The organism is Microcystis aeruginosa NIES-2549, from assembly GCF_000981785.2.
GTDB lineage: Bacteria > Cyanobacteriota > Cyanobacteriia > Cyanobacteriales > Microcystaceae > Microcystis > Microcystis aeruginosa_C.
In genome coordinates, this window is record NZ_CP011304.1 from 738,611 (window position 1) to 759,106 (window position 20,496).

General features: G+C 42.2%; 19 protein-coding genes and 1 pseudogene. 12 read left to right on the forward strand and 8 right to left on the reverse strand.

Annotated features, from left to right (window positions below):
- The first annotated feature begins 3 nt into the window (after nt 1-3).
- Complete coding sequence (gene argC, locus myaer_RS03580) at nt 4-1,065, forward strand: N-acetyl-gamma-glutamyl-phosphate reductase (protein ID WP_004268974.1); 1,062 nt, start codon at nt 4-6, stop codon at nt 1,063-1,065.
- A 10-nt stretch (nt 1,066-1,075) separates the two neighbouring features.
- A complete protein-coding gene (locus tag myaer_RS22265) occupies nt 1,076-1,198 on the forward strand; it encodes a hypothetical protein (protein ID WP_256377753.1) in 123 nt (40 codons plus the stop codon).
- Between the two features lie 87 nt (nt 1,199-1,285).
- Here myaer_RS22265 and myaer_RS03585 read toward each other — a convergent pair whose 3' ends face one another.
- Nucleotides 1,286-2,578: a D-alanyl-D-alanine carboxypeptidase gene (locus tag myaer_RS03585; RefSeq protein WP_046660984.1), complete on the reverse strand. Its 1,293-nt coding sequence runs from the start codon at nt 2,576-2,578 to the stop codon at nt 1,286-1,288.
- Nucleotides 2,579-2,727: 149 nt separating this feature from the next.
- Here myaer_RS03585 and plsX point away from each other — a divergent pair, with 149 nt between their 5' ends.
- From plsX to fabD, 3 genes are all read left to right on the forward strand, one after another.
- Entirely contained in the window at nt 2,728-3,783 is a 1,056-nt protein-coding gene (gene plsX, locus myaer_RS03590) for a phosphate acyltransferase PlsX (RefSeq protein WP_046660985.1), read from the forward strand.
- A gap of 320 nt (nt 3,784-4,103) precedes the next feature.
- Nucleotides 4,104-5,105, forward strand: coding sequence for a beta-ketoacyl-ACP synthase 3 (locus myaer_RS03600; protein WP_046660986.1), 1,002 nt, complete (start codon nt 4,104-4,106; stop codon nt 5,103-5,105).
- Between the two features lie 222 nt (nt 5,106-5,327).
- Entirely contained in the window at nt 5,328-6,254 is a 927-nt protein-coding gene (gene fabD, locus myaer_RS03605) for an ACP S-malonyltransferase (RefSeq protein WP_046660987.1), read from the forward strand.
- A 230-nt stretch (nt 6,255-6,484) separates the two neighbouring features.
- Here fabD and glp read toward each other — a convergent pair whose 3' ends face one another.
- Nucleotides 6,485-7,705, reverse strand: coding sequence for a gephyrin-like molybdotransferase Glp (gene glp / locus myaer_RS03610; protein ID WP_046660988.1), 1,221 nt, complete (start codon nt 7,703-7,705; stop codon nt 6,485-6,487).
- 11 nt (nt 7,706-7,716) lie between these two features.
- Between glp and myaer_RS03615 the strand changes: the two genes are divergently transcribed.
- Nucleotides 7,717-8,604 (forward strand): glutaminase, encoded by an 888-nt coding sequence (locus myaer_RS03615; RefSeq protein WP_046660989.1) that lies wholly within the window; start codon nt 7,717-7,719, stop codon nt 8,602-8,604.
- A gap of 3 nt (nt 8,605-8,607) precedes the next feature.
- Nucleotides 8,608-10,329 (forward strand): glycosyltransferase family 39 protein, encoded by a 1,722-nt coding sequence (locus myaer_RS03620; RefSeq protein WP_046660990.1) that lies wholly within the window; start codon nt 8,608-8,610, stop codon nt 10,327-10,329.
- On the opposite strand, the gene myaer_RS03625 is transcribed toward myaer_RS03620, so the two are convergent.
- From myaer_RS03625 to myaer_RS03640, 4 genes are all read right to left on the reverse strand, one after another.
- Complete coding sequence (locus myaer_RS03625) at nt 10,326-11,759, reverse strand: carotenoid oxygenase family protein (RefSeq protein ID WP_046660991.1); 1,434 nt, start codon at nt 11,757-11,759, stop codon at nt 10,326-10,328. The genes myaer_RS03620 and myaer_RS03625 overlap by 4 nt on opposite strands.
- A 113-nt stretch (nt 11,760-11,872) precedes the next feature.
- Nucleotides 11,873-12,505: a Uma2 family endonuclease gene (locus myaer_RS03630; protein ID WP_046660992.1), complete on the reverse strand. Its 633-nt coding sequence runs from the start codon at nt 12,503-12,505 to the stop codon at nt 11,873-11,875.
- 21 nt (nt 12,506-12,526) lie between these two features.
- Entirely contained in the window at nt 12,527-13,198 is a 672-nt protein-coding gene (locus myaer_RS03635) for a Uma2 family endonuclease (RefSeq protein WP_046660993.1), read from the reverse strand.
- 21 nt (nt 13,199-13,219) lie between these two features.
- Nucleotides 13,220-13,933 (reverse strand): Uma2 family endonuclease, encoded by a 714-nt coding sequence (locus tag myaer_RS03640; RefSeq protein WP_046660994.1) that lies wholly within the window; start codon nt 13,931-13,933, stop codon nt 13,220-13,222.
- 277 nt (nt 13,934-14,210) lie between these two features.
- On the opposite strand from myaer_RS03640, the gene myaer_RS03645 reads away from it, so the two are divergent.
- Nucleotides 14,211-14,681 carry a DUF29 domain-containing protein gene (locus tag myaer_RS03645; RefSeq protein WP_103672690.1) on the forward strand — a complete coding sequence of 157 codons (471 nt, stop codon included), beginning with the start codon at nt 14,211-14,213 and terminating at the stop codon, nt 14,679-14,681.
- A gap of 54 nt (nt 14,682-14,735) precedes the next feature.
- Nucleotides 14,736-15,446: pseudogene (locus myaer_RS03650) on the forward strand (ATP-dependent helicase); the annotation flags it as partial.
- A gap of 71 nt (nt 15,447-15,517) precedes the next feature.
- On the opposite strand, the gene myaer_RS03655 reads toward myaer_RS03650, so the two are convergent.
- Nucleotides 15,518-16,732, reverse strand: coding sequence for an aminotransferase class V-fold PLP-dependent enzyme (locus myaer_RS03655; RefSeq protein ID WP_046660997.1), 1,215 nt, complete (start codon nt 16,730-16,732; stop codon nt 15,518-15,520).
- A gap of 293 nt (nt 16,733-17,025) precedes the next feature.
- Here myaer_RS03655 and myaer_RS03660 point away from each other — a divergent pair, with 293 nt between their 5' ends.
- On the forward strand, nt 17,026-18,462 hold the full coding sequence (locus myaer_RS03660; protein ID WP_046660998.1) for a TM0106 family RecB-like putative nuclease: 1,437 nt from the start codon (nt 17,026-17,028) through the stop codon (nt 18,460-18,462).
- Between the two features lie 560 nt (nt 18,463-19,022).
- Entirely contained in the window at nt 19,023-19,247 is a 225-nt protein-coding gene (locus tag myaer_RS03670) for a hypothetical protein (RefSeq protein WP_103672738.1), read from the forward strand.
- 17 nt (nt 19,248-19,264) lie between these two features.
- Here the strand turns inward: myaer_RS03670 and myaer_RS03675 are convergent, their stop codons facing one another.
- The gene (locus tag myaer_RS03675; RefSeq protein WP_046660999.1) at nt 19,265-19,645 is read right to left on the reverse strand and encodes a hypothetical protein; all 381 of its coding nucleotides are present in this window, start codon (nt 19,643-19,645) and stop codon (nt 19,265-19,267) included.
- A 228-nt stretch (nt 19,646-19,873) separates the two neighbouring features.
- Here myaer_RS03675 and mtnB point away from each other — a divergent pair, with 228 nt between their 5' ends.
- Nucleotides 19,874-20,491 carry a methylthioribulose 1-phosphate dehydratase gene (mtnB, locus tag myaer_RS03680; RefSeq protein WP_046661000.1) on the forward strand — a complete coding sequence of 206 codons (618 nt, stop codon included), beginning with the start codon at nt 19,874-19,876 and terminating at the stop codon, nt 20,489-20,491.
- Nucleotides 20,492-20,496 lie beyond the last annotated feature (5 nt).

The following is a 20,496-nucleotide window of genomic DNA, read 5'->3' on the forward strand; positions in this document are numbered from 1 at the left end:
GAAATGACGCAAGGACAGAAGGTTTCAGTGGGTATTGTCGGCGCTTCCGGATATGGTGGCGTACAGTTGGTACGTTTGCTCAAAGAACATCCCTTAGTAGAATTAGTCTATCTGGGGGGCGATAGTAGTGCGGGGAAACCCTACAGTGATTTATATCCCCATCTCGGTCATAGTATTAATCTTAATGTGGAGGCGATCGATTTAGACATAATTGCCTCCCGTTGTCAAGTGGTTTTCTTGGGTTTACCCAATGGTTTAGCCTGTGATTTAGCCCCTCCTTTGCTCGCTAAAGGCTGTAAAGTCTTGGATCTGTCGGCAGATTATCGTTTTACTAGCCTAGAAACCTATAGTAAATGGTATGGCAAGGAACGTCAGGATCAAGCGATCGCATCTACGGCTGTGTACGGTTTACCAGAACTTTATCGGGAAGATATTAAAAATGCCTCTTTGATCGGTTGCCCCGGATGTTATCCTACTGCTAGTTTAATGGCGATTTCTCCCCTGTTAAAACAGGGTTTAATTGTCCCGGAAACCACGATTATCGATGCCAAATCGGGAACTTCGGGAGGGGGAAGACAGGCTAAGATTAATATGTTATTGGCAGAAGCAGATAGTTCGATCGGGGCCTATAATGTAGCGGGAAAACACCGTCATACTCCCGAAATCGAGCAGATTTGCGGTGATTTAGCTGGTCATGAGGTGCGCGTCCAGTTTACTCCCCATTTAATGCCCATGGTTCGGGGTATCCTGTCCACAGTTTACGCAACTTTGCGGGATCCCAATCTGGTGCGGGATGATTTGATCACTATCTACAATGCTTTTTATCGCGCTTCTCCCTTTGTCAAAATCCTACCCGGGGGAGTCTATCCACAAACTAAGTGGGCCTGTGGTACTAATTTATGTTATCTCGGTATTGAAGTGGATCCGAGAACCGATCGGGTGATAGTGATGTCAGCGATCGATAATTTAGTTAAGGGACAATCGGGACAAGCGGTACAATGTCTCAATCTCATGATGGGTTGGGAAGAATCCCTTGGTTTACCGCAAATGTGTTTTTATCCTTAAAAATTCCTGGATGCGTTTAACCACGCATCCTTTGCTCAATTTCGGGAAAAACTGGCAAAATTTTGTCACTATGATTGGGATGCGATGTTTACCGATTGGCAGCAAAGACAAGGAGAAAATGGCAGAAAAGTAGTCAGTTTATCGGCAAAAGTGAATATAAAACCTTGCTAAAGTTCCTCACCACCAAACTAAATTTGATTGTCAAGTTGATATCAACCCCTTAGAAACCTTGACTTATTCGACTGGGATCACCTAGAAAGGATCTTTCAGGAATCGATCCTTTAGTAGCTTCTGGGAGAATTTGCCAGTGTTGATCTAAAGCTTGTAACACCCGGTCCTGCTGATTTCTGAATCCCTCGATATTGCTACTACCAGCATTCATAATTACAAACCAAACTTTACCCCTTTCTTGGGTGGGAATTTCTCCGGCTAAGGCGCTAACTTGGGCCAAAGTTCCAGTTTTAATCACCACTCCTTTAGGAATGGCCCGCCATTGCATAGTTCCTTTGGTATCGCGTCCCCCCACCGGAAATAAATCAGCTACTTTGATCGGTTGATTGGCTAACTTGCGATCCAATGCTTTGAGAATCTCAATAACTGCCCGGGGAGACAAGCGATTTTCTACCCCCAATCCCGAACCATTAATTAATTGAATTTCCTCCGCTCCTACCCCAGTAATTTTAGTATTAATTGCGTCCACTGCCGCGGGACCACCGAGCAGTTCCGCTAACATTTCTGACATGACGTTGTTACTATAAATATTCATCTGACGCAACAGTTCCGTTAAAGTTAAGGACTGATGACGCAATAATAATCGGGCATTTTCGGGGCGAATTTGACTGGCTCGAACCATGCCCAAAATCTTCACCTGTGGGGCTTGTGTGCCGCTAGGAAGGCTCTTAAAAGCTTTTTGGGTTTCTTTTGACCATTTCGATTGATTAAGCCCAATTTTCAGCAATTCTCCCGCTTTGAGGGGATCGGTTTGAAAATTCATGGCGAATTTACCCGTAATGATCAGATCGCCTTTGACCTGACGGATACCTAATTGATCGAGGCCATTGCCCACTGCGATCGCTTCTTCCCAGACAAACAGAGGATCCCCTGACCCTTCAATAATTAAATCTCCCTCCAACACCCCGTTTTTAAGCTCTCCCGTGGTGTAAAAACGAGTAGCAAAACGATGATCGAGGGGCCAGGTTTCCACGGCGGCAAGAGTAGTGGCGATTTTAGTTAAAGAAGCCCCCGAAGCGGGCAGATTACCCTGATGATCGGCTAAATCAGCCCATTCCGTCTCAATTAAGACCCGTTGTTGACTAGAGTTTAAACCTTTTTTAGCCAGGTCTTGCAGATAATCGGCCACGATCGCCGCTACCCGGGGATCGGGAGCGGTGGGAAGGTCAAAAATAGGTTGATTTTGCCAAGAAATTAGGGGAATATTGGCGATCGGTTGGGATTGCCCCCCCAGCCAACCGAAGAGAAAGCCGAAAACTGCCAAATTAAAAACTGAGAACATCTTTTCCTTAATCGCAATGATGCCTTATTGTATAGAGATGATTGGTAATTTTTAACAATTGCTCGATCAGAAAACACTAATCCTCGATCGGCCAGCTTTTCTCAAGAGCTGCCGCTCAACTTATTAAAGATTTCTATCCCACTGACTCAATGGCAGAAACGGCATTAAATCGGGCAAGAATCGCGGTAGATGCGATGGGAGGTGACCACGCTCCCAACGAGATCATCGCGGGATCGATGCGAGCTTCCGAAGAATTAGATGTAGAAGTATTATTAGTCGGCGATTCTGAACGGATTGAGGCTTATTTCCAGCATCATCCCCGTCCCAAGAATCTCACGATCGTCCACGCGGAGGAAGTGGTGGCCATGGACGAAGAACCGATCACCGCTATCCGTCGTAAACCGGCGGCCTCGATTAATGTGGCCATGGATTTAGTCAAACAAAATCGCGCCGATGCGGTGGTGTCCGCTGGTCACTCTGGAGCGGCGATGGCGGCGGCGTTGCTGCGTTTAGGTCGTTTAAAAGGCATCGATCGCCCGGCGATTGGTGCGGTGCTGCCGACGATGTTGGCGGGTAAATCGGTGATTATCCTCGATGTCGGGGCGAATGTGGACTGTAAACCCAAATATTTAGAGCAGTTTGCCCTAATGGGGACAATTTACAGTAAATACGTTATGGGTGTTGAAGAACCGCAAGTCGGTTTACTCAATATCGGCGAAGAAGCCAGCAAAGGTAACGATCTCGCCCTAAAAACCTACGAATTATTAGAAAATAACCAGCAAATTCCTTTTATCGGCAATGCTGAGGGCCGGGATGTGCTATCGGGACAATTTGATGTGATCGTCTGCGATGGTTTTGTCGGTAATGTCCTGTTAAAATTTGCCGAAGCGGTGGGAGGGGTTATCCTACAAATTCTCAAAGAGGAATTACCTAGGGGGATACAGGGTAAAGTCGGGACGGCTTTAATTAAACCCAATCTTAAACAGATCAAACAACGCATGGATCATGCGGAACACGGTGGTGCGCTCTTATTTGGAGTCGATGGGGTCTGTGTAATCAGTCACGGCAGTTCCCAAGCTCCTTCGATTTTTAACGCCATCCGACAGGCGAAAAATGCCGTCGATAATCGCGTTTCCGAGCGCATTCAAGCCTACAATGACCACCATCATCAATTAAAAAAGTTGTCGGTGAACGGTGAAGATTAAGCTGTGAGCCTTTTGCTGTTATCAGTAATCAGTAAACAGTCAACGGGGATAAGACAGTAGGAAACTGCTATTTAATACTTCTCACCTAATACTCAAATCTGGTCACTGATAACTGATACTGATAACTGACATCATCAATTAAAAAAGTTGTCGGTGAACGGTGAAGATTAAGCCGTCAGCCATCTTGAAGCGGTCAGGAGACAGGAGACGGGAGACGGGAGACTATTTTTATTTATTCTTCCCACTTCCCCACTTCCCACTTCCCACTTCCCACTGATAACTGATCACTGATAACTGATAACTGAAAAAGGGGGAATATTTTGAGCGGATTCGGGCCAGCAGTCGTCATTACCGGTTGTGGATCGGCCACACCAGCGCAATTTCTTAGTAATGAGGAACTCAGCCAAATTGTCGAGACTTCCGATGAGTGGATTAAAAGTCGCACCGGCATCGGTAAACGCCATTTAGCGGATCAATCGGTGTCTTTGAGCCAATTAGCAGCCCAAGCGGCGATTAAGGCTCTGGAAATGGCTCAGGTGTCGCCTAGGGACATCGATTTGATTCTCTTGGCTACTTCTACCCCCGATGATCTGTTCGGTAGTGCAGCCCAAGTTCAAAGTCAGATCGGGGCCAATCGGGCGATCGCTTTTGATCTCACCGCCGCCTGTTCGGGTTTTCTGGTGGGGTTAGTCACCGCCACCCAGTTTATCCGTACTGGTACTTACCGCAATGTCTTGGTTATCGGGGCCGATGTTCTCTCCCGTTGGGTGGATTGGAACGATCGCGCTACCTGTGTCCTCTTTGGTGATGGGGCAGGGGCGGTAGTTTGTCAAGCAAATGATACAAAAGATAACATTCTCGGTTTTGAACTCCATAGCGACGGCAGCCAGAATGGTTCTCTTAATCTCGCCTACGAGGGGGAGGAATTGCCCCTTAAGCAGGGGGTAAGGGTTCAAAAAGGGACCTATAAGCCGCTAACGATGAACGGACGGGAAGTCTATCGTTTTGCCGTGGCGAAAGTGCCAGAGGTCATCGAAAAAGCTCTCTATCGGGCTAATTTAACCACCAGTGACATCGATTGGTTAGTTCTGCACCAAGCTAACCAAAGAATTATGGACGCGGTGAGCGAGCGCCTGAAACTGCCTCCGGAAAAGGTGATCAGCAATCTCAGCGAGTATGGCAATACTTCCGCGGCATCGATTCCTCTAGCTCTCGATGAAGCTGTCAGGAGTGGTAAGGTCAAAAAAGGTGATATTATTGCTTCTTCCGGCTTTGGTGCCGGTTTAACTTGGGGTGGGATTATCTTCCGTTGGGGAGATTAATTCAGTGATCAGTGATCAGTAAACAGTGATCAGTAAACAGTGATCAGTAACCAGTAAACAGTAAACAGTAAACAGTAAACAGTAACCAGTAAACAGTAAACAGTAACCAGTAACCAGTAAACAGTAAACAGTAAACTAAAAACTCACATCTGATAACTGATAACTGATAACTGATAACTGATAACTGACCCAAACACATCTATCTATCTATTTTAAGAACTTATGAAAACAGCGTGGATATTCCCTGGACAAGGATCGCAAGCGTTAGGAATGATTGGAGATTTAGCGGAAAGTGCACTTGGCCAAGAGAGATTAGAAATAGCAGCAAAAATCCTCGGTTGGTCAGTCCTGGAAAAATGTCAAGGGGATGAAGAAACCCTATCTCGTACTCTTTATACCCAACCTTGTTTATTTGTGGTGGAGAGTATTTTAGCGGATTTGTTGCAAGAAAAAGGTCATTTTCCCGATCTAGTGGCCGGTCATAGTCTCGGTGAATATTCCGCTTTGTATGCGGCCAGGGTGTTTAATTTTGAAACAGGATTAAATCTAGTTCAAAACCGTTCCCGTTTGATGGATGCGGCCGAAGGTGGCAAAATGGCCGCCTTAATGAAATTTGATCGCACCATTCTAGAGACAGTGGTTAATCAGACGGAAAATGTAGTTATTGCTAATGATAATAGTGCCGAACAAGTGGTGATTTCTGGGACTCCTGAAGCGGTGGATTTGGTATTAGGTCAAGTGAAAGTTAAGCGGGTTATGCCTTTAAAAGTATCCGGTGCTTTTCACTCTCCCTTGATGGAAAATGCCGCTATTCAATTTCAGCAGATTTTAGAATTGGTTAATTTTCGGTCTGCAAAAGTTCCCGTTATTTCTAATGTTAATCCTAGCCAACCGATCACCGATGCGGAGGAATTAAAAAGTTATCTCATTCAGCAGATGACTAGCTCGGTTCGCTGGCGAGAAATTATGTTAAAATTGCTGGATGTGGGTGTGGAAAAAGCGATCGAAGTGGGACCAGGTAAAGTTTTAACTGGTTTAATTAAACGAACTGTTCCTGCAATTGAGTTAGAAAATATCAGTCAATTAGCTGATATATCTAATGGTAGCGAAGATGTTAAATTGCAGGGTTCATTAATTGGTGTTGGTTAAATTATCTGGCAACATTTTCGACAAAGGAAGTAAGTTGATCGATACCTGAGTAGTTAGGTGTTAAAAACCATCAGACACCCCCCTTATCAAGGGAAGGTAGGGTTGATTCATGAATCAACCCTACCTTGAATCAACCCTACTTATCAAGGGGGTATCGACACCCAAAATCTATCTTCAATTTAATTAATTATAATCAGCTGCCTAGCCAAAAATTTGGTTAGGTATTTTTTTTAGGAAACTATCATAACTTCTACTGTTTCTCCTGCTTGTATAGTAGTTTTACCCTGGGGAATTATGGCTAAAGCATTAGTACCCGCTAAATTAATTAAATTAGCCGAATTGTGTTGTCCGGAAGCGAGTTGAAATTGATAAACTCCCTCGATAATTTCTATTTTTCCCCAGAGATAAACTTCTCTTTGTCCCTGAGATTTGAGAGTATCGCGGGTGATAACTCGCAGAAATTTGTTCTGATAATCTGTCAATCCCGATAATTTTTTAATGGCCATTTGCACGAAGCGCCAACAGGAAACTAAAGCAGAGACGGGATTACCGGGGATACCAAAGTAAATACAACCGTTAGGAAAAGTAGCAAAGGTTAGGGGTTTACCCGGTTGAATAGCAACGCTGCCAATCAGAATTTTTCCCCCTAATTCCCCTAAAATTCCCTCGATATAATCATAATCTCCCACAGAAACACCGCCAGTGGAAAGGACGATAGCACTAGAATTAATGGCTTTTCTGATAGTTTCTCTGAGAAGATCAGGATTATCTTTGATTATACCTAAAGGTCTGGGAATTGCCCCTAAACTGGCGACAAATGCGGTTAAAGCGTAGCGATTTGAGTCAATAATTTGACCTTTTTGCAGGGTTTCATCGGGATTAATTAATTCATCTCCCGTGGAGAAAATTGCCACTTGGGGACGGGAAAACACTGTTAATTCGGTAGCTTGTGCCGTGGCTAAAACCGCCATTTCTGGGGAATTAATGGCAATACCGGCTTTTAATAGGGTATTTCCCGCTCGATAGAATGTGCCGCGTTGACGCACGAAAAGACCTATTTTTTCGGGGGGGATAAGAATCGCCACCCGCTCCCCTTGTTTTTGAGTATTTTCCTGCATAATAATCGTATCACTGCCGGCGGGTAACATCGCTCCCGTAAATATTCTGGCTGTTTCCCCCGGTTGAATAATTATTTCGGGGGCTTGGCCGGCGGGAATTTCGGCGATAATCTTTAAAGTAACGGGATTTTCAGGGTTAATGTCTTTGACATCTTCGTAGCGGACAGCATAGCCATCCATAGCAGAATTATCCCAATAGGGAAAGTCTAAATCACTGCTGATATCTTCGGCTAAAATGCGCCCAAAAGCTGCCTCTAGAGAAACTTTTTCGGTTTCTTGTCGGGGTTGAATTTGAGTTAAAATTATAGATTCTGCTTCTTTGACTGAGTACATGGATTAAACAAATGAACCGATTAGCTAGATTAAGGGTGGAAGATATACAAGCTTGGCTCGGGGAAGTGCATTTATCAGATAGGAAGGGTCAGACTCCCTATTATATTCCGGTTTTGAACCAAGTTAATCCGGAGGTTTTCGCTCTTCAGATTCACTGTCTTGAGGGGGAGATTTTGTCTTGGGGGGATGCAACTGTAACTTTTCCTTTGATGAGTGTGATTAAACCTTTTTTGTTATTATATATTTTAACTCATTTAGGGGAAGATGCTGTTTTTCGTCGCGTGGGAAAACAAGCTTCTAGTTATCCTTTTAATTCTTTAACTCAACTGCAAGAGGATTGCGGTTTTCCCCGTAATCCTATGATTAACAGTGGTGCGATTGCCTTGGCGGATTTATTAGCAGGATCAACGCCGGAATCTCGCTGTGAAAATTTGCTTTTATGGTTAAATGAAATGGGTAATTGTCAATTATTTCTTGATCGCTCTGTGCTTGAGTCTGTTCACTCTTATCCTAATACCCACAATCAAGCTTTAAGCTTAGAATTAGAAAAAAACGGTTATATTAGTCATCGTTATTTAGCCCTAGAAACCTACAATCAAATCTGTTGTTTATCTGGAAAAATTGCCGATCTTGCTAATTTAGGTAAGTTGATTTTAGCTGCTCCTTTTGGCGAAATTATTCTAGAAATTATGACTAATTGTGGACTCTATGAAGCTTCCCAACAATTCGCCCTTGAGGTAGGTTTTCCCACTAAATCGGGAGTTAGTGGGGCCCTATTATCAATTGTACCAGAACAGGGAGCGATCGCTTGTTATAGTCCCCTGTTAAATGAGCAAGGTAATTCAATTTTAGGACTTAATTTATTAACAAAAATAAGTCATTTTGTCAAGGAAAATTAATCTATGAAAATAAGCCTTAATTCCTCAAAAAAACACCGATTCTATTTGGTAATTATCTTGCTGATATTTATGGCTTTATGCGTCACCAGTTTATTTTTCCCCCTACCAGAATCTCTCAATTATGATGAAGGTTATCATTATGAAAGTGGACTAGAAATTCTCAGAGGTAGGGCAGCACAACGGGGCGATGAAGATATTTATCATCGCAATATTATGCCAGCTTCAGCGCTGCCTCCCCTAGTCGATCAAACAATACAAAATCTTTTTCCTATCTCTAAATATCTAAACTTAGAAAATAAGTTTTTTGGACGGTTTGCCACGATTATTATCTCAGTATTTCTAGCCATATATGTTTTTATCTGGTCAAAACAACTCTATGGATTATCAGCAGGATTCTTGGCTTTAATTATCTATATTCTCGACCCTAATATTATCGGGCATTCACGGATAATTACTCAAGATTTATTCGGAGCCGCCTCAATTTTTATTGCCAGTTACTATTTCTGGTCTTTCCTAAGATTTGGTGGCAGAAAAAATCTAGTTTTAAGTATATTAACTTTTGGAATTGCCCAGATTTGCCGCTTGACAGCCGTTTATTTAGTTCCCATCTATGTAATTTTAAGCGTAGGTTTTTACCATCGGGAAATTATTCAATCTATTCAACAGAAAAATATTTTAGTTATTCAACAAGGAATTAAGCGCAGTATTTTCTATATATTAGCTCTGATTTTATCAACAATGTTAATCATAAATATTGGTTATTCTTTCGAGGGAAGTGGCAGGCAATTAGGAGATTATCAGTTTCTCAGTCAGAGTTTTCAACGGCTGCAAACCAATCCTATCTTCAAATCTTTACCGATTCCTATTCCCGCCGCTTATTTGCAAGCATTAGATTTCGGAAAGTATAAACAAGAAACGGGTTTTGGTAGTGGAATGCCCTATCTTTTGGGACAGTTAGGATTTATAGTTGATCCAGTACAAGGATTTAAAATCAAGGGATTTCCCCAATATTTTCTGATTGCTTTTCTCTATAAAGTACCGATAGCTACCCAAATATTTATCTGGTTGGGATTTATCAGTTTATTTCTCTGGAGAAAACAGTTAAATTTTTGGCAGAATGAAGCATTTTTGATTATTCCCACTGTCTTATATTTCATCTTAATGAGTTCTAACACTGCTCAAATAGGTATTAGATATATTTTAATGATTTTCCCTTTTTTATTTGTCTTTGCTAGTCGTATTGTTACCAGTTGGCCAGCTTATAAAAGACCCTATCGCATTTTAATTATTGTCCTGACCCTTTACTTACTAATTTCCAATCTCTCCTATTTTCCCCATTATATTTCCTATTTTAACGAATTGGTTATTGATCGCAAAATGAGCTATCAAGTTCTGGCCGATTCTAATTTAGATTGGGGACAAAATAAAAATTATCTGCAAGACTATCTTCAAAAACATCCCAACGCTCTCTTTATTCGTTATGACGGAGATAATAAACTTAATTTAGTCATCGAGAATCAAAAAGTTGCAACCCCACAGGTTTCCCTGGATAATCCGATTAATTTACTGGTGATAGAAGCTAATCAATTAATTGGTATTACCACCGATTCTAACCATTTTTACTGGCTGCGTTCCAGTCGTAAACCTATTGATCATCTTGCTTATAGCTACCTAATTTTCAAGATTTCCTCCCAAGATGCGACCAATATTTTTGGTAAAAATTAGAAACTATTAATCAATGCTTTTTCTGATTTTTCTTGCCAAGTACCGTGAAACCCCGGAGGGATAACACTGGGTAATTGCAGACAGCAAAGGGGTTCTTTTTCTAACTGCTGACTATCATAGATTCTCACTTGGCTGCTGTGATTATTGCCGTCGTAAACTACGACGATTAACCATCCCGTTTCTGGAGATAAACCATCGCAGACAAAAATCGGTTCAGTACCATAACAGTTATTTTCCAGATAAGCAATAGTTAACTTACCTGTGGAGTGATTATAACAAGCAGGAAGTCCGATAATTTCCCGACTAATATCGCTATCGGGACGATGGACAGCTAAAAAAGTATTTTGCCATTTTTGTCCCACCAGTTGCGGGGAAACCACAGGAAAATCACAGCTTAAATCCGAGAGAATTTCCTGATTAATCACTTTTGCTGATAGGGGATTGATGGTGATATTTGCTAATTTTCCGATGGCTAAGGTTTCGGTTTCACCCGTGACAACTTCTTTTAAAAATTGATTAGTTTTAAAGTCATCATAACGGACAAAAACAATTTCAAGATTACCTTGGTCATTCACACAACCATTAGCGAAGTGCCATTGAAACCATGAATCTGTAACACTTTCACTGACTAATTGCAGAGAATCTCGCTCAAAAATTAGTATTCTTGTTCCTAATTCTGGCTGCCACTGCATGGCATCACTAAAAGTTTTAAATCCCAACAGTATCGATAACTTATCCGCTTTTATCGGTGGGACAAAAAAGACGAGATATTGTCCCGCTAAAACAAAGTCATGCAGCAGCGACAATCTATCTAAATCAAAAGTGTTTTTCTGGATAATTTCACCAGTGGAGTCAGACTTATAGAGATTTAAACTAACTTTGGCACTGATTGTCACCCCGAAATTAAAAATCTCTCCTCTGAACACATCTACTTTAGGATGAGCGGAAAAAGTTTCCTTTGCTTGTAAGCTAGATAAATTATCTAAACCTAGGGTTTCTAAAGATTGTAAATCTAATTTATGGGGAAAACCCCCTTCCCAGAGAGCTAATAATTTATCGGGTAAAGCTAACACCGAGGTATTAGCGGCATTTTTTACCTCTTTTCCCCAATTATTCCAAAAGAAGCCGGGGGCATTCATGCCATAATTAGGAAATAAATATTGATTAGCGACGCTTTCTTGCTGATAACCAGCAGTCTGAACATAACGATAGGTGGCACTGGCTCCCTTATCATGAAAATGTACAGCTAAAACTGCCCCATCTCCGTCAAACCAATGACCAACTTTTTGCTTACCTCTTTCTAATCTCCCCGGACCATTGCGATAGAGACTCCCTCGCAATCCATCGGGAATTTTCCCCGATAATAAGGTTAATTGCGTTTCAGAAAATTCCACTGCTGGTTTTTCTAAAGATTTTGCCCAAGCTTTCATAGATTTGTTTTTTTACTGATTACATAGTTAAGTATAGCCCTAGGCTAGGTTCAATGACAATAATTTCGGCAGTTTACCAGTTAATTAGTATTTACCACAACCTATCAATTATGTCATGATAAAGTATCGGGATTAATTCCCAGAGAACGGATATATTCAGCTAAACGTTGAGCTTTTTGAGATAACTCAATAGAAGTCAAAAATTTCTGACCATCTAAACTATAAATTTCTAACTCATCTCCTCTCAATTCAAATCGGATCTTTAACCGAGGACTAACCCATCCGTTAATCTCAGGTATAGAACTTAATAGTCCTTCCCGTCTCAACCATCCCTGAAAATTATGAGAATCCGGATCATAGAGATAGTATTCTTCCACTCCATAACGTTGATAAAAGAGTAGTTTTCGCTCCATTTCTTCTAAACTATTAGAGGGGGAGAGAATTTCAAAAACCACTTGAGGAGCAATATTATCTTCTTGCCATTGTTTATAGGAACCCCTTCTTCCTTTCGGACGACCAAATACTACCATAACATCGGGAGCAACCGGTCCAGTAATTTTCTTATCTTGGACAGGATACCAGAGCAGATCCCCCGCAATAAAAACGTTAGGAGAATTAGCAAAGAGAATCTCAAGATTTTCTTTGATTTTAACGATCCATTCATATTGTTCGGTATTATCGGCCATGGGTTTACCGTCACTATCGGGGTATTCAATATCTGGATCAATAGCTGGTGTAAAGGTCATAATTTATCCTCCTTTAAAGATTCATAAAGTATCGGGATCAATTCCCAGAGAACGGATATATTCAGCTAAACGTTCAGCTTTAAGACGCTCCTGTTCTAACTGTAAACTTGCTTCTTCAGCTTTTTGAGATAACTCGATAGAAGTCAAAAACTTCTGACCATCTAAACTATAAATTTCTAACTCATCTCCTCTCAATTCAAATCGGATATTTAACCGAGGACTAACCCATCCGTTAATCTCAGGTATAGAACTTAATAGTCCTTCCCGTCTCCACCATCCTTGAAAATTATGAGAATCTGGATCATAGAGATAGTATTCTTCCACTCCATAACGTTGATAAAAGAGTAGTTTTCGCTCCATTTCTTCTAAACTATTAGAGGGGGAGAGAATTTCAAAAACCACTTGAGGAGCAATATTATCTTCTTGCCATTGTTTATAGGAACCCCTTCTTCCTTTCGGACGACCAAATACTACCATAACATCGGGAGCAACCGGTCCAGTAATTTTCTTATCTTGGACAGGATACCAGAGCAGATCCCCCGCAATAAAAACGTTAGGAGAATTAGCAAAGAGAATCTCAAGATTTTCTTTGATTTTAACGATCCATTCATATTGTTCGGTATTATCGGCCATGGGTTTACCGTCACTATCGGGGTATTCAATATCTGGATCAATAGCTGGTGTAAAGGTCATAATTTATCCTCCTTTAAAGATTCATAAAGTATCGGGATCAATTCCCAGAGAACGGATATATTCAGCTAAACGTTCAGCTTTAAGACGCTCTTGTTCTAATTGTAAACTTGCTTGTTCTAACTGTAAACTTGCTTGTTCAGCTTTAAGACGCTCTTGTTCTAACCTTTGAGATAACTCAAGAGAAGTTAAAAATTTCTGACCATCTAAACTATAAATTTCTAACTCCTTTTCTGTCAATTCAAATCGGATCTTTAACCGAGGACTAATCCATCCGTTAATCTCAGGTATAGAACTTAATAGTCCTTCCCGTCTCCACCATCCCTGAAAATTATGAGAATCCGGATCATAGAGATAGTATTCTTCCACTCCATAACGTTGATAAAAGAGTAGTTTTCGCTCCATTTCTTCTAAACTATTAGAGGGGGAGAGAATTTCAAAAACCACTTGAGGAGCAATATTATCTTCTTGCCATTGTTTATAGGAACCCCTTCTTCCTTTCGGACGACCAAATACTACCATAACATCGGGAGCAACCGGTCCAGTAATTTTCTTATCTTGGACAGGATACCAGAGCAGATCCCCCGCAATAAAAACGTTAGGAGAATTAGCAAAGAGAATCTCAAGATTTTCTTTGATTTTAACGATCCATTCATATTGTTCGGTATTATCGGCCATGGGTTTACCGTCACTATCGGGGTATTCAATATCTGGATCAATAGCTGGTGTAAAGGTCATAATTTCTGCTCTGAGGTTATTTGTCTGAAAATTAAATTCTAGCAGTGAGGTTATCTTTCCCCTGTAGTCCCACAATAACATCGCCAATAAGGTTGCTCAAAATGTTTGTGTACTTTTGTTAAAAAGGAAAAGTTTTTTTGACAAACAGAACAACTTGTGCTATGGAATAAATCTCTAACTTGGCAACAATGACCCAGACGAGAAGCCGATCGAACGATAGCGATCGAGGGTTATAATCGAGCCATTACCCTGCGCTCCCGGTCGGGAAGATAAATCTATTATGACCGCTCTCTACGAGGAAGATTTTGTTCTCTGGACAGAAAAAACCGCCGAACTGTTAAAGAGAAAAGAGTTTGACCTGGTGGACTGGGAAAACCTGATCGAAGAGGTGGAGTGCATGGGAAAAAGCGAGAGACAGGCAATAACGAGTTTATTAACTGTTTTAATCGAACACTTGCTAAAACTATCCTATTGGGAATCGGAAAAAGAACGGAATGCCCGTCACTGGATAGTGGAGATCGCGGCTTTCCGAGCGCAATTAGAACAAAAAATAGATAGTGCCACCCTCGCCAACCACGCCCGCGATTCTTGGGAGAAAGCCTATTTAACCGCCAGAAAATCTCTGATTAACGCACGGGTAGTCGATAAAAACGCGATTCCCCTAGAGTCTATATTCACTCTCGAACAGGTATTAGACGGGGATTGGTTCCCCATCGATATCGAACCTTTTTTGGAAACCCGTCCATAAATTGCCATTATGTCCCCACCAAAAGATTAGGAGTATCAGCGAATATAACCGAATATGAAAGATATCGAGCAAATCCGCCGCCAACTCATCGAACGCTACCAACAATTATCGGCACTCGATCAGGTGATCGTCCGTCTTTTTTCCCTAATCTATGAACCGATCGCCCGCAGCACTTTTCTAGACTGTTTAAATGAAACCCCTTACCGCGACGAGAAAAACCGGCGATTTAACGCCCAAACCCTGAAATCCCATTTAGATATCCTCCTAGAAGCGGAGGTAATCATCCAGGACAAAGGCTACGGGCTGCGCTGTCATCCCCTCCTCGTCGAGATTGCCAGCCGTGATAGCGTTAGCAAGGGAGAATTCAAGCGTTTTGCCGAGATAATCAAGAATAAACTGCCGCAAACCCGAACTCGTTGGCATGAAAACCTAGTTTTTCAGGGAAAAGAGCAATTAATTCGAGAAATCCGTCTGGCCATCTATCGTCAGGATTTCGACTACGATAACCCCTTCGATCTGGATTGGTTACGGACGCAACCGACCAAATTTCAATCCCTAGCACTAAATAGCATTCTTGTCAAGGCTTTTGAAAAAATAACTCGCGCCGATGGAGCTTTTTCCCTCCTAGAAGAACTCTGTCAAGACCAGACCAGTGTTTCCGAAGCCCATTTGTGGCTCGAACAGGCAATCATCCGACGACAAGGCGAGCAAGTGCATCGGTATCTCGATCGCCCCTTCCCGGAAAGCCAACCAGCAGAAATAGGACTGCCCTGGAGAGCCTGAGCATTTGTACTAAAATATCTCCGATGCGGTTTAAATGCGGCAAATCCTGCCAATTAAACTAACTTTTTGATAGCTGCTACTAACTGCTCGATTTCTGAGGGCAAAGTGAAATAATGAACACAGGCACGCACCGAGAGGGGGTCGAGGAGAGTTCGCAGTAAAAAACCTTGTTTTTCTAGCTGTTGCACTAAATTTTGTGGGCTGATGGTCGAGTCAATTTGAAAGGACACTAAACCGGATTCTGGCGGAGAATTTTTTAAACATTTCACCCCTTTAATTGTGTTTAATTCTCCCCAGAGATAAGCCGCTAATTGACAGATTTTTTCGTATCTTTGTCCCCCATCACCCCAGGCGTTATGTACCGCAATAGTTGCCCTTAAACCCTCAAATTGAGGATAGGCAGAAGTGGCCACTTCAAAGCGTCTAGCATCCGGTTTCCAACCGATAGGCTGTCCTCGGTTATCTGTTTCAATACCGCGCCAACCGATAAAAGTGGGCTGTAAACTAGGGAAAATTTCGGGACGAATATACAATCCTCCCACACCGGCCGGTCCACACCACCATTTATGACCCGTAAAAGCATAACAATCGGCGCCGGTAGCACTTAAATCCAAGGGCAAACAACCCACGGATTGGGCAGCATCCACCACCACTAAAACGGGTTTTTCGGTGACAGAATTATGATGACAAAGTTGCGAGATTTCCTTGAGGGGTAAAACCTGTCCGGTATTCCAGAGAACGTGACTAACCACCAAAACCCTAGTTTTTGGACGTAAATGGGCGGAAATGACTTCTATTGGGTTGCCACCGTTTAAAGTTTCCCGAATAGGACAAGTGGAGATTTCCAGATGATAACGACGGGCAATTTCCCGAACTGTGGCCATAATTCCGGGGTGTTCACAATCGGTTAGTAAAATATGTTCCCCCGCTTGCCAATCAACCCCCCAGAGGGCGATATTACAGCCTACAGTGACATCCTCGGTGATAGAGAGAGTGCTGGGGCTAATTCCCAATTCCTGAGCCATTTCTTGTCTGAGAAGTTCTGTTTTTCTGGTAATCCAATCGTTTACCCGTCCTGAAAAAGGCCCCTGTTGTTGGAGAAAATTATGGGCATCGATAATCGCTTCTAATCCGGCCTTGGGCAAGGTTCCCTGACCACCGAAATTAAAATAAACTTTATTACTAAGTCCCCGAAATTCCTGTCTTTGTTCGGCTAAATCCGGTTTACTAACGGCGAAATCGAGGCTATTTTCGTCTAAATTCTGCATAAGCGAGGAGATGGAGGGTCAGTTATCAGTTATCAGTTATCAGTTATCAGTTATCAGTTATCAGTTATCAGTTAGAAGGTGTTGGGTTTTGGGGTTTTCGGGTTTTAGTTGAATTCCCCACTTCCTGACGACCGACGACCGAAGGCTGAATTCTATCGACGGATTAAGTCACAATTGTCACAATAGTATTAAAGTAGAGGAAACACACTTGGGAATGTTTTCTTTTTTTAAGTTTATTATTTTTTACTTTACCTCACAGGTCCAGGAAAGCTTAACTTTTCTCCTTGTATAGAATGCTACTGACCGATGATCTACTTCTAGACTACCAACGTTGTCAACGCCGTGCGTTTTTAAATCTCTACGGCAATAGCCAAGAAAAAGACCCTGAGCGAGATTTTTTGCTTAAATTGCGCCAGGAGAGTCAAAGTCACGTTAAAAAAGTCCTGCAAGACTCCTATCCCGATTATTGTTCCCTGACTACCCCCACCAGCGATATTTTAGCCGCCGCTAGAGAAACGGAAGCTTTGATGCGTCAGGGGGTATCCTGTATTTATCACGGAGTCCTTTTACAATCTGCCTATCCCGTCTCTTTAACCGGGTCCCCCCATTTATTAATTAAACAGGCAGGAAAGTCGAAATTTGGCGATTGGATTTATTATCCCCTCAATATTCAACTCGGTCGCCGTCCTAAGCCTGAATATAAGCTGCTGGCTACTTTTTACGCCTATTTATTAGCCAGTATGCAGGGAGTTTTTCCAGGTTATGCCGAAATTGTCCTACGTCGTCATAATCGCTATCGGGTGGAATTGAATCTCTGGTTAACTAAATTACAGGAAATAATCAAAAAATTCGGCGAAATGGTGATTAATAGCCAAGAACCAGAAGTTTTTATCTCGCGTCAGCGTTGCAGTTTATGTCATTGGTATAGTCACTGTTATGGTATCGCTCAAGCGAGTCAACATCTTTCTTTAGTCCCGGGGGTGACTCCCAGTCGTTACCAATTTTTACAGTCTTTGGGGATTTCCACCATGGAATCCCTGGCGCTTACCTGTCCTACCCGTATGGGGGAGGGGATGGGGGTAGAGGTGGCTAATCAGTTACAATTACAGGCCCAAGCAATTATTGAAAATCGGGCCTTTCGCAAAAGCAACGGGAAAACTGCTTATTTGTCTCCCCTACCGAGGGCCGAGATTGAATTTTATTTTGACATCGAAGCGGAACCAGAACAGAATTTAGATTATCTTTTGGGGATTTTACGCGTTGATTATCGAGTTAATACCCAGCAATTTTATCCCTTTTTGGCAGAAAAGCCAGAAGATGAAGGCAGGATTTGGCAGGAATTTTTAACCTTAGTCATGCAGGATTATCAAGCACCCATTTTTCACTTTTCTGAGTACGAAGTGGAAACAATTAAGCGATTGGGTTATCTTTATAAAACTCCTTCTTCTTTGATTAATCAGTTAGTTTCTCGCTGTTTTGATCTGCACTATTATGTAGTTAATTCCGTAACTTTTCCCGTGGAAAGTTATTCTTTAAAATCCCTCGCTAACTGGATTGGCTTCCAATGGCGCGATCGAGGAGTAAGCGGGGATCAATGCGTTTGGTGGTATGACCAGTGGTTAAAAACAGGAGATCGGACTTTATTGGCGGCTATTTTACGTTACAATGAGGATGATTGTCGCGCCACCTTTATACTAAAAGATTGGCTTTTGACATACCCCACGCCGTAAACGGACGTGGATTCTTCTCGCATCACTGCTGAGAATTTCTGGCTCAACGAGTCCACTTGAATTAGATTCCTGGCGAAATCCCACCCAGAGGTGGTTCTCTCCTCAGACTTTCGCGACCTTACAGAAGCCTGTTGTCGTATGCCCTACGATACAGTTCAAAACCTCTAAAATAATTGGTTTCTCTGGTACTTGACGCTTAGAGCTTTTACCTATAGGAGCATTCCCCTATAGAACCCCATAACTCTAGTTTTCAAGGCTTCGGCCGTGAGCTCAGGCTTCGACGGTGAGCTCAGCCGAACCGCCGAACGGTGCGTTCATCCTGCGATGACTGGGTTTTTTAAGCGGTTGCTTACCCGGCCCGCTATTCTTAATATCATAGATCATATAAAGTCGCCCTAAAAGGGCGAGGCTTTAAACCCAATTTTTCGGTCAACTTTTTAATTTGATTCTAAAGATTTATGACAAATAGGGGGGTATGTAGCCGCTGCTACGCGTAACTGCAAAGGGAAAATGATAGGCTATGGATGTGAAGACAGTCCCCTCACCCAATGGTGATCCCCATGTTCTCCCCACTTTTTCCGCTTCTACTCCTACTGCTTTCCTTCCTTAGTCTTCTCTGGTATCAAAAAACCGATAATGATATTTTTAAAGCTCTTGCCGTTAGTAGTTTAATTTTTGCAATTATTTGGGGCTTAATTCTCGTTCATTGGTCAATTCACCTGTTGGGACTGCTGTTATTGTTAAAATTCAGATCCCCCCGCTTTCAGTTTGGTGCGCGTGCCTAGATGGTAATGGTTTCACCCTAATCTTCCAGCTGTCGGGTAGGTACTTCGATCGCTTGTACATCGATCGTACCGGGAGGGGTGAGAATAATAAACTTACCCCCTGCCACTTTTAACGGTTCACCACAGTTAGGACATTGGCATTCCGTGCGATTAAAACCCGTAAATTCGTAGCGACAGACGGGACAGCTATCTTCAACTAAATTGCGTCGTAACCACCAGCGAAAAATTCCCCAAGCAATGACGGGGGAAATGATTAGGAATGCCACGAGAATTAAAAACCCATTGACTAACCAACCCAGTCCGATCGAGCCTAACAACAATCCGACTAAAATCAAAGATAAGAAACAACCCAAACCAGAATCATTGACAGAATAGCTGCGGAAAAAGTTGTTATTCACGGCTCAACCCTCGATTCATCAAAGCTGCAATTATCTTTAACCTAACACATTCCTAACACATTGCCACGGTTAAATCTTCCTTTTTGCTCACCGGTTACTAGCTCTATTCTACCTTGGGTTTAGTTTTGAGCGAGATTATCTTGACTGACATTCTCCCCAAATCTGCTGGCGAGTGGATCGTCCGATTGTTATAATAGTCAGTCCCTATCTACCATATCTCTAAAAACCATGAGCGATCCTCGTCTATCTCTAGTTGCCGCTGCCCGAAGATTTTATCAACTGGGTTGGATGCTTGGCACGGCAGGTAATTTGTCCGCTAAAGTTGATGATCATAGTTTTTGGATTACTGCCAGTGGTAAAAGTAAAGGTAAACTCACAGAACAGGATTTTGTGCGCGTGGATCTGACGGGAAAAGTCAGAGAATTAGCTCATCAGGATAATCGTCCTTCCGCAGAAACTAGCATTCATCAGGTGATTTATTGTCTCTTTCCCCAAGCGCAAGCTTGTTATCATGTCCACTCGGTGGAAGCGAATTTAGTTTCCCGTTTTGCTCGTGAGGATAAGTTATCGTTACCTCCCTTAGAAATGTTGAAAGGTTTAGGTATTTGGATAGAAAATCCTCAAGTATTTATGCCAGTTTTTGCTAACTATCTCGATGTGCCGAAAATTGCCGCAGAAATAGAGAGTAGATTATCAACTTTCCCCCCAGAAATTCCCGCTTTACTGATTTCTTACCATGGCGTGACGGTGTGGGGTGAGTCTCTAGAAACTACCGAGAATTATTTAGAGATAGTTGAGTATATTTTTCGTTATCTAGTGGCAGCCTATCAGGTAAAACCTTGGTAAACCTT